This window comes from Aquabacterium sp. UBA2148 (genome assembly GCF_002328915.1).
GTDB classification, from domain to species: Bacteria; Pseudomonadota; Gammaproteobacteria; order Burkholderiales; family Burkholderiaceae_C; genus Aquabacterium; species Aquabacterium parvum.
Window position 1 is genome coordinate 2,407 of sequence record NZ_DCXA01000161.1, and the last position, 8,757, is coordinate 11,163.

The following is an 8,757-nucleotide window of genomic DNA, read 5'->3' on the forward strand; positions in this document are numbered from 1 at the left end:
GACTCCAGGCGGGCGCCCGGCTCAAGCTTGGCCACGAGGCTCTGACGCGCTTCGGCTTGCGCGCTCTTGTAAAAGCGCGTGGCACCGGGCGTGGTGATCAGGGCGTGGCTGCCGGGCTGCATGCGCAGGTCGATGTCGAGCACGTCACCGCCGACGATGCCGCCGGGTGGGTGCACGAGCACGTGGTGGCAGACGCGCTCGGACTCCGGGTAGAGGCGTTGCAGCACGCGCAGCGGGCCATGGTGCCGGTCGAGGGCGGTGGTGCGTTCGCCGTCGAGGCGGTAGTTCAGGGACAGTTGGCCGTGCCAGCTCATGGGGTGTGGGGTTGGGCGCTCGCTCCAGCGCGGGCGCGGGCGCAGTTTATCTGGGGCTCAGGCGGGCCATGGCGTGCAACGCACGGCATCGCCCACGCGGATGGCCCCACCTTGCAACACCCGTGCCGTCATGCCGCCGTGGCCGCGCATGGCGTTGTGGCCACCCGGGCCCAGGAGGGCTTCCATGCGTGAGCACGGGTCGCAGGGGCCGGTGAGCTCGAGCACGGCGTCGTCGCCCAGGCGCAGGACCAGGCGCTGGTCCTTGAACAGGCTGCGCGCGGCCACGAGGTTCAGGCCCGAGATGACGAGGTTGCGGCGCAGGTCCGCTGCATCGACCTGCGCGAGCCCGCTCAGCGCTGCGATCACAGGCAGGTGTTCTGCCTGGATCAGCGTGACCTGGCGTTTGCCGCCGCCTGGGCGACTGGGTGCGCGGGCCGCGCTGCGGTCACCCACCAGGCCGCGGTCGGCAAGCAACTCGGCCGCGTTCACCGTGCGAACGGGCGCCAGTCGCGCAGGGCGCAGGTGGATGGCCTCGATGCGACCGGCGTGCGGAAAACGCGATGCGAGCTCTCGCAGCGAGGTGACGGCGGATGCGGTGTCGGTCAGTTGGAGCTGGGTCATGGCGGGCGAAGGCAGATGGCGCGTTCTGGTCGAGGGCTCGCCCAGCCCATCGGGCGGCTCGGCGACAATGCGGGCATGCAGATCGACCATGACGCCATCATCCACGATACCCGCCGCTGGCTGGAGAAAGCCGTCATCGGCTTGAACCTGTGTCCGTTCGCCAAGGGCGTGCACGTCAAGGGGCAGATCCGCTGGCGCGTGTCGGACGCCCAGACATCAGAGGCCCTGGCCCAGGACCTGGCCGATGAGCTGGCCTTCCTGCGCGATGCCGACCCTGAGGAGGTCGACACGACCTTGCTGATGCACCCTGGCGTTCTGCAGGACTTCCTCGATTACAACGACTTCCTGGATGTGGCCGATGCGGTGTTGGCCGACATGGGCCTGGAGGGCGAGCTGCAGATCGCGAGCTTTCACCCGCACTACCAGTTCGCTGGCACCGATGCCGATGACCTGGGCAACCTGAGCAACCGATCGCCTCACCCGACGCTGCACCTCATCCGCGAGGCCAGCCTGGACCGGGCGGTGGAAGCCTTTCCCGAGGCGGACTCGATCTATGAGGAGAACATCCGCACGCTCGAGCGCCTGGGTCAGGCTGGCTGGCAGCAGCTTTGGAAGGATTGAAGCGCGCGGTGCCTGGGCCAAAGGTCCCCAGCGAGGCCCGGTGTGTTTTCAACCAGCGGCTCAGCGAGGATGGCCCGGTTTTTCGCTCTCGTGCCAGCGCCCCAGCACACGCCGGCCCAGCGCCGTGATCAGGGCAAACATCGCGATGCCGGTGACCGAGATCAGCACCAGCGCCGCGAACATGCGCGGGATGTCGAGCTGATAGCCCGATTGCAGGATCTGGTACGCCAGGCCTGAGGCCGTGCCTCCCGTGCCGGCCACGAACTCCGCCACCACCGCGCCGATCAGCGCCAGCCCACCGGCGATGCGCCAGCCCGTGAACACATGGGGCAGGGCAGAAGGCACGCGCAACTGCCACAGCGTTTGCCCCCGAGAAGCACCGCGCAGCTCGAAGTAAGCCAGCAGGCCTGGCGACACGCTGCGCAGCCCTTGCGTGGTGTTGGCGATGACGGGGAACAGCGCCACCAGCGTCGCGCAGATCACCAGCGACCAGGTCGCGTCCTGAACCCAGATGATGATCAGCGGCGCGATGGCCACGATGGGCGTGACCTGCAGCAGCACCGCATACGGAAAGAAGGCTGCTTCGATCCAGCGGCTTTGCACGAACACAAAGGCGGTGAGCGAGCCCAGGACGATCGCGCACAGCAGGGCCAGCGCGGTCACCTTCAACGTGGTCCACCAGGCGGGCGCCAGCAAGTGCCAGTCAGCCAGGAGCTTGCGAGCGATTTCACTGGGGGCGGGCACCAGGTAGGCGGGCACCTCGGCGAGCGTGACCCAAACCTGCCAGATCAGAACGAGCAGGGCCGCCACGAGCCAAGGCATGGCCTTCATCAGGCACGATGCGAGTTGCGGCTTGGCCGCAGCGCTTGGATGCGTGCCCGAAGGCGTCTGGCTCATGGTGTCACCGACCATTTTGCAGCTCGCCTTGCCGGGGCGACGCGGCGTTCACCGCAGCCACCGGATCCGCCACGCTGACTTCGGCCAGAGCGCTTTGCAGGGCACGCAGACGCTGGTTGAATTCGGCGCTGGTGCGATGGTGCTCCGGCCGGGGCCAGGGCTGTTGTGCGCTGTCATCGAACACGATGCGACCAGGGCGGGCGCCCATGACGCAGGCCCGCGTACCCAGGTAGGCCGCTTCGGCCAGGCTGTGGGTCACGAAGACCACGGTGAGCCCGCCTTGCGCCCAGATCGACAGCAACTCGTCGTCCAGCTTGTGGCGGGTGATTTCGTCGAGGGCCCCGAATGGCTCGTCGAGCAACAGGATCGCTGGCCTTGTGATCAACCCTCGCGCGATGGACACCCGCATCTGCATGCCGCCTGACAACTCGTGTGGCAGGGCCTGCGCAAAAGCCTCCAAGCCCACCAGGTGCAAGGCCGCGGCGACCCGGTCTGAGCGTTCGTGGGCAGGCACCCCAGCGAGCTTGAGCGGCAGTCCCACGTTGTCTGCGACGCTGGCCCAGGGCATCAAGGTCGGGTCCTGGAAGACGAAGGACAGCTGTTGGCGAGCCCCTGCCTGTCGGGGGTCTTGCCCTGCCACGCGGACCTGACCCGAGCTGGGCTGCCACAGCCCTGAGATGAGCTTGAGCAGCGAGCTTTTGCCACAGCCTGATGGGCCGACCAGGCACAGGAACTCGCCCTGGGCGATTTGCAGGCTCACCTGGTCGAGCGCCCGCAGGCCACCAGCGTGGCGCAAGCCGACCTGCTGCAACTCGACCGCGAACGGGGCGCTCAAGGCTTGACCTGCACCTGGCGGATCAGGCGGGTGGTGTAGGTCTTGCGCACGTCCACCTTGGTTGGGTCGATCAGCTTGTGCTGCACCAGCATGTCGAAAGTGCGCTTCATGCGCTCGTCGGTGATGGTGCCGATGCCTTGCGTGGCCGCGTCGCCACCCAGCACGATGCCGTGCGATTTGAGCAGCGCGATGGACTGCGCGATGACGTCGTCGGTCATGTTGGGGTTGTCGCGCTTGATGAGGGCGTTGGCAGATTTGGGGTCGCCCTGCAGGTAGCGCTTCCAGCCTTCGGCCGAGGCCTTGAGGAAGGCCGTGACCGCTTGCGGTCGCTGCTCGATGGTGCGCTGCAGGCACACGACGGAGCCGGCGTAAGGTGGCCAGCCCTGGTCGGCCATCAGGAAGACCTTGGGCTTGATGCCTGACGCTTTTTCGATGCTGTAAGGCTCGGAGGTCAGGTAGCCCTGTTGGGCGATGCGCTTGTCGGCCAGGAAGGGTTGGATGTTGAAGGTGTAGGGGCGCACCTGCGCATCGGTGAAGCCGTGGCGCGCCTTCAGCCAGGGCCAATAGGTGACCTGGCCAACCTGGCCGATCAGCAGCGTGCGGTCTTTGAGGTCTTCGACGCGCTGCACGTCGGGGTGGGCAATCAGCACCAGCGGGTCCTTCTGGGCAAAGGCCGCGACGGTGACGGCCTGCACGCCTTGCTCCCAGGCCTTCATGGTCTGCACGTTGAAGCCCATGATGCAGTCGGCCTGACCAGCCGCCAGCAATTGCACCAGGTTGACCTGTGGGCCGCCCATGCGGATGGTGACGTCGAGCCCCGCCTGCTTGTACAGCCCCAGCGCCTGGGCCTGGTAGAAGCCGCCGTGCTCGGCCTGCGCGAACCAGTCGGTCAGGAAGACGAATTTTTCAGTGGCTTGCGCACAGGGGCTGATGAAAGCGAAGGCGAGGGCCAGGCTGCCAAGCAGGCGGCGCTGGAGCGATGCGATGCGCATGGGGACTCCGAGCTTGAGGGGGTGGGACCGGAACTGAGGGGGTGTGCGTCGGATTTTCGCCTGATGCAACGCCGAGGGTGGGTCCTACAATTCGAATGTTATCTGTGCATTGCTGAAAGAATTTGTGTCTGAACGTCTCTTCGTGCTCATGCAGCATGTGCTGCCCAAGAAGGCGCTGACCTCGTTGGCGGGCTTTGGTGCCTCGCTCCGCGGAGGCGCCTTGACCACCGCCTTCATCCGCTGGTTCATCGGACGCTACGGCGTCAACATGGCCGAGGCCGCGCAACCCGATCCTGCTGCTTACCCGAGCTTCAACGAGTTCTTCACCCGGCCCCTCAAGGCCGGTGCGCGCCCCTTGGCGAAGGCCGACTGGGTGTCGCCTGTGGACGGCGCCATCAGCCAGCTCGGCGCCATCGACCGCGACCAGGTCTTTCAGGCCAAGGGCCACAGCTACTCGACCACCGCGCTGGTGGGGGGCGACCGCGCCCTGGCGGCCCAGTTCGAGGACGGCCACTTCGCCACGCTCTACCTCAGCCCCAAGGACTACCACCGCATCCACATGCCGTGTGACGGGCGCCTCACGCGCATGATCCACGTGCCCGGCGAGCTGTTCTCGGTGAACCCTGCGACGGCCCGAGGCGTGCCCGGCCTGTTCGCGCGCAACGAGCGCGTGGTCTGCGTGTTCGAGACGCCGCATGGCCCCATGGTGCTCACGCTGGTGGGCGCCACCGTCGTCGGCAGCATGGCCACGACCTGGCACGGTGTGGTGAATCCGCCGCGCCCTGGCCATGTGCGTGAGTGGACGTATCACGACCAGGTCATCGAGTTCAAGCAAGGTGACGAGATGGGCCGCTTCCTGCTGGGCTCGACCGTCGTGATGCTGTTTCCCAAGGGGCCTTTGTCCTTCATGCCTGATTGGCAGACCGAACGTGCCATCCGCATGGGCGAAGCCATGGCGCGACGCCAGGCCTGATCGTCCAACTGATCACCCCATCCAAGGAATCCGATGTCTCGTCAATCTTCTGGTTTTTCGTCTGGCCTGGCCCTGGTGGGGCTCGTCGGTGTGCTGGTGTCTGCGCTGGGGGCTGCGGCCTGGTGGACGGCCGACAGCCTCGTTCAGGGACGCGCGGTCAGCGAGGGGCGCATCGTCGCCGACATGGCCGAAACAGTCGGTCGCTGGGCGTCTCAGTACGGCGGCGTGCATGCGCGCACCCAGGGCGCTGGGGCGGCGTTGCCCGGCAGCTTCCTGACGCGCAACGTGTACGCCGGCGGCGATGGCGATGCCGCGCTGCTCAATGGCGCCAAGGCCGAACAGCGCCAGGGCGAACGCGAGGCCATGGCGCGCATCGAGACCTACTACTGGAAGAACCCGGCGCTCATTCAGCGCGAGGTGGCCGACGTGCTGATGGCCACCAACAGCCAGGCGCAGTACCGCATGACCGCGCGCACCGTGCTCAACCGCAACAACGCGCCCAATCCGTTTGAGGTTGAGGCGCTCGACGCACTGCAAAAGGCTTTCAATGAGCATGGTGCCGAGGCCTTTTCCAAGTCGGGGCCGCTCGGTGGCAGTCACATGGGGCTGAAGGCCTCGCCCAACGAATACTGGAAGGTGCAGGGCGGCCAGCTGCTGTACGCGCGCGCCGTGATCGCACAGAAGAGCTGCCTTCGTTGTCACGACACACCTGAGAGCGCACCGGACTTCCTGCGCACCAACCAGCAGTTCAACGGCGGCGGTGGGTTCGGCTACAAGGTCGGTCAGCCCATTGGCGTGATCAGCGTGAAGCTGCCTGTGCAAACGGGCCTGCAGGCTGCCAGCCAGAGCGTGCCCACGGCGGCCTGGGTGGCCCTCGGCGTGGCAGGCCTGGCGTCGATCGGTGTCGTGGTGCTCGCGTTCAAGCGTCGCCGTGACGCGGTCGAGCAGGCTTTGTCTGCGGCGGGACCTGAGTCGCGCCTGGCGTGATCGCATCCAGGTTCAGGCTGCGCTGGCTGTGAAACTCGCGTAGCTGGCCTGTGATCGGATCCATGAAGCGAAGTGAGCGCGCCAGCAACTGCAGGGGCTGCGAAAAATCTGGCGCCTGATCTGCCGCCAATGCGGGTTGCAGCGTGGGGTAGATCTGGTCGTTGGCGATCGGCATGCCCAGGGCACACAGGTGCGCGCGCAGCTGGTGCTTCTGGCCTGTGCGTGGCGTGAGCCGGTAGCGTGCCCAGCGCGGGCTGTCGTCGCCATGGCCGAGCAAATCGAGGGGCTCGATCAAGGTGTCCGCATTGGGCTCGCCAGGCACCTCTTGCATGGCCATGAAGTGGGCTTCGCTTTCTTGCAGGCGACTGAGGCGGCGCACAGGCCAGTCGAGGTCCGGTCGCCAAGGGGCGATGGCTTCGTAGACCTTCTCGATCTGGTGGTCTCGAAGCAGGCTTTGGTAGGCGTGGCGCGTGTGCGGCTGGATGGTGAAGACCACCAGCCCCGCTGTTTCGCGGTCGATGCGGTGCATGGGCACCAGGGTGTCGATGCCGGTGCGGCGCTTCAGGCGCACGAGCAGCGTCTCCTGGATGTAGCGCCCCTTGGGTGTCACGGGCAGGAAATGTGGCTTGTCGGCCACCACCAGCCATTCGTCCTGAAAGACGATGGATTCTTCGAACGGAACCCGGTGCTCGAAGGGCAGGCTGCGCCAATAGTGCAGGCGTGTCTGGGGCTTGAACGGGGCGTCGGGTGGCAAGGGCTGGCCTTGTGCGTCGAGCACCTCACCACGTGCCATGCGTTGTGCCCAATCCTCACGCGTGACCGCCGGGATGCGATCGGCCAGGAAGTCGAGCACGCTCGTCCAGGGCCCACTCGGCGTGGCCACCGTGCTGGCGCTCACGCCATCACGGGTGGGCAGGGGGATGCGGGCGGGGCGAGACATGGCGAACGGTGGGGCAGGCTCTCAGGGCCGCAAGCGCTCAGCGTGACACAAAAAAGGACACCCTTGGGTGTCCCTCTTTGGTGCCCGCAGTGGGCCAAGCCTGCTGACGGATCAGACGCGCTTCTTGTACTCGTGGGTGCGGGTGTCGATTTCGATCTTGTCACCCGATTCAACGAACAGGGGCACCGAGATCTCGAAGCCGGTGCCGACGATGCGGGCGGGCTTGAGGACCTTGCCGGAGGTGTCGCCCTTGACGGCAGGCTCGGTCTCGATTTCACGCACGACGGAGGTCGGCAGTTCAACGGAGATGGCGCGGCCGTCGTAGAACACCACTTCAACGGGCATGGCGTCTTGCAGGTAGCTGATGGCGTCGCCCATGTTCTCGGCTTCGACTTCGAACTGGTTGTACTCGGCGTCCATGAAGGCGTACATCGGGTCGGCGAAGTAGGAGTAGGTGCACTCCTTCTTCTCGAGGATGATCTGGTCCATCTTGTCGTCGGCCTTGAAGACCACTTCGGCGCCGGCGCCGTTGAGCAGGTTCTTCATCTTCATGCGGACGGTGGCAGCGCCACGGCCGCCGCGGCTGTATTCGGTCTTGAGGACGACCATCGGGTCCTTGCCCTGCATGATCACGTTGCCGGCGCGGATTTCTTGTGCGAGTTTCATGGTGGATGCCCGATCAGGTCGGTTCTCAACTGTCGATTCGGTTGACTCGGAGCGCCACCCTCGTGCAGGCGGCAAAACCCCGGATTTTACCCTGAGCTGGTGACGAATGGGGCAGCGAAGGCCTGCAATTGCGTCACGAGGTCGGTTTGGGCCCAGGCGCGCTGGCGCGCCGCTCGGCTGACTCGGGCCCAGTCGCTGTCTGCTTGGCGCCAGTCGGGCAGGGGTGGGGGAGGGCTTGACTCGCCACACAAAAGCGCTGAACCGGTCGCGGCCTCATCGCTTTCAGATGGCCCTGTGGGCAGCCGGTTGAAATGCTGCCAGGCGGCGCGCAAGGCCGAAGAAAGTGGCCCTCCAGTGTCCCGGAGCCAGTGGTCGAGGAAGGCCGCGAGCTTGTCCGCGTGCACCCCGTCGTCCTGAGGGTAGATGTGCCAGATGTGGGGCTTTCCGGCCCACAGGGCCCTCACCGCAGAGTCCTCGCCCCTGACGATGTTGAGGTGGCAGGCCCAAAGCAGCTTGTCGAACTCGGGTTGGGGCAAGGCGGGCAGTTCGTGAAGGATCAAGGCCTTTTGATGCGCGTTGCTCGCGGTGGCCAGCCATGCCTGGGCCAGCCGCGTTGCGTGGCCAGGCGTCAGCAAAACGCGGGTTGCGGTCGCGTGTGACAGGGCCTCTTCGGCCATCGCGCTCAGCCACTCGCCCAGCGGTGCCGTCGCGTAGCAGAACACCGACACCAGGCGACACTCGCTGGTCGCGGGCACGCCCAGGTTTCGCAACCACGTCAGTCGGGCCTCTTCGGTGAAGGCGCGCTGGCGGTCGGCCAGGTCGACTTCTCGCAGCAGGCCGCCGGTGCGTGGCGTGAAGCCGGGGTAGAAGAAGTGCTTGCGCAAACCCGCTGCCGGGCCGCTGAAAACGGG

The 8,757-nt window shown here is 66.3% G+C and carries 11 protein-coding genes; 3 read left to right on the top strand and 8 right to left on the bottom strand.

Translation table 11 applies throughout. From position 1 onward, the window contains the following. Window positions 1-314 (bottom strand): urease accessory protein UreD (locus B2W70_RS08840; RefSeq protein WP_286744922.1); only part of this gene is annotated, 314 nt, incomplete at its 3' end. A 57-nt stretch (window positions 315-371) separates the two neighbouring features. After that, window positions 372-935, bottom strand: coding sequence for an MOSC domain-containing protein (locus B2W70_RS08845; protein WP_286744924.1), 564 nt, complete (start codon window positions 933-935; stop codon window positions 372-374). Window positions 936-1,010: 75 nt separating this feature from the next. Between B2W70_RS08845 and B2W70_RS08850 the strand changes: the two genes are divergently transcribed. Beyond that, entirely contained in the window at window positions 1,011-1,556 is a 546-nt protein-coding gene (locus B2W70_RS08850) for a DUF1415 domain-containing protein (RefSeq protein WP_286744926.1), read from the top strand. Window positions 1,557-1,616: 60 nt separating this feature from the next. Here the strand turns inward: B2W70_RS08850 and B2W70_RS08855 are convergent, their stop codons facing one another. The 3 genes from B2W70_RS08855 to B2W70_RS08865 form a co-directional block, all read right to left on the bottom strand. Beyond that, complete coding sequence (locus B2W70_RS08855) at window positions 1,617-2,387, bottom strand: ABC transporter permease (protein WP_414631040.1); 771 nt, start codon at window positions 2,385-2,387, stop codon at window positions 1,617-1,619. 70 nt (window positions 2,388-2,457) lie between these two features. Then, complete coding sequence (locus B2W70_RS08860; RefSeq protein WP_286744928.1) at window positions 2,458-3,288, bottom strand: ABC transporter ATP-binding protein; 831 nt, start codon at window positions 3,286-3,288, stop codon at window positions 2,458-2,460. Beyond that, the gene (locus tag B2W70_RS08865) at window positions 3,285-4,280 is read right to left on the bottom strand and encodes an ABC transporter substrate-binding protein (RefSeq protein WP_286744930.1); all 996 of its coding nucleotides are present in this window, start codon (window positions 4,278-4,280) and stop codon (window positions 3,285-3,287) included. The genes B2W70_RS08860 and B2W70_RS08865 overlap by 4 nt, the downstream gene beginning before the upstream one ends. 124 nt (window positions 4,281-4,404) lie before the next feature. Between B2W70_RS08865 and asd the strand changes: the two genes are divergently transcribed. Together asd and B2W70_RS08875 are read left to right on the top strand one after the other, a co-directional pair. Continuing rightward, a complete protein-coding gene (gene asd, locus B2W70_RS08870; RefSeq protein ID WP_286744932.1) occupies window positions 4,405-5,253 on the top strand; it encodes an archaetidylserine decarboxylase in 849 nt (282 codons plus the stop codon). Between the two features lie 33 nt (window positions 5,254-5,286). Further along, a complete protein-coding gene (locus tag B2W70_RS08875) occupies window positions 5,287-6,240 on the top strand; it encodes a Tll0287-like domain-containing protein (RefSeq protein ID WP_286744934.1) in 954 nt (317 codons plus the stop codon). Here the strand turns inward: B2W70_RS08875 and B2W70_RS08880 are convergent. The 3 genes from B2W70_RS08880 to earP form a co-directional block, all read right to left on the bottom strand. Then, entirely contained in the window at window positions 6,173-7,180 is a 1,008-nt protein-coding gene (locus tag B2W70_RS08880) for a pseudouridine synthase (RefSeq protein WP_286744936.1), read from the bottom strand. The two genes, B2W70_RS08875 and B2W70_RS08880, sit on opposite strands and share 68 nt — an antisense overlap. Window positions 7,181-7,291: 111 nt before the next feature. Beyond that, window positions 7,292-7,846 (bottom strand): elongation factor P, encoded by a 555-nt coding sequence (efp, locus tag B2W70_RS08885; RefSeq protein WP_286744939.1) that lies wholly within the window; start codon window positions 7,844-7,846, stop codon window positions 7,292-7,294. Between the two features lie 86 nt (window positions 7,847-7,932). Continuing rightward, the coding region (gene earP / locus B2W70_RS08890) for an elongation factor P maturation arginine rhamnosyltransferase EarP (RefSeq protein ID WP_286744941.1) at window positions 7,933-8,757 on the bottom strand (825 nt) is incomplete at its 5' end.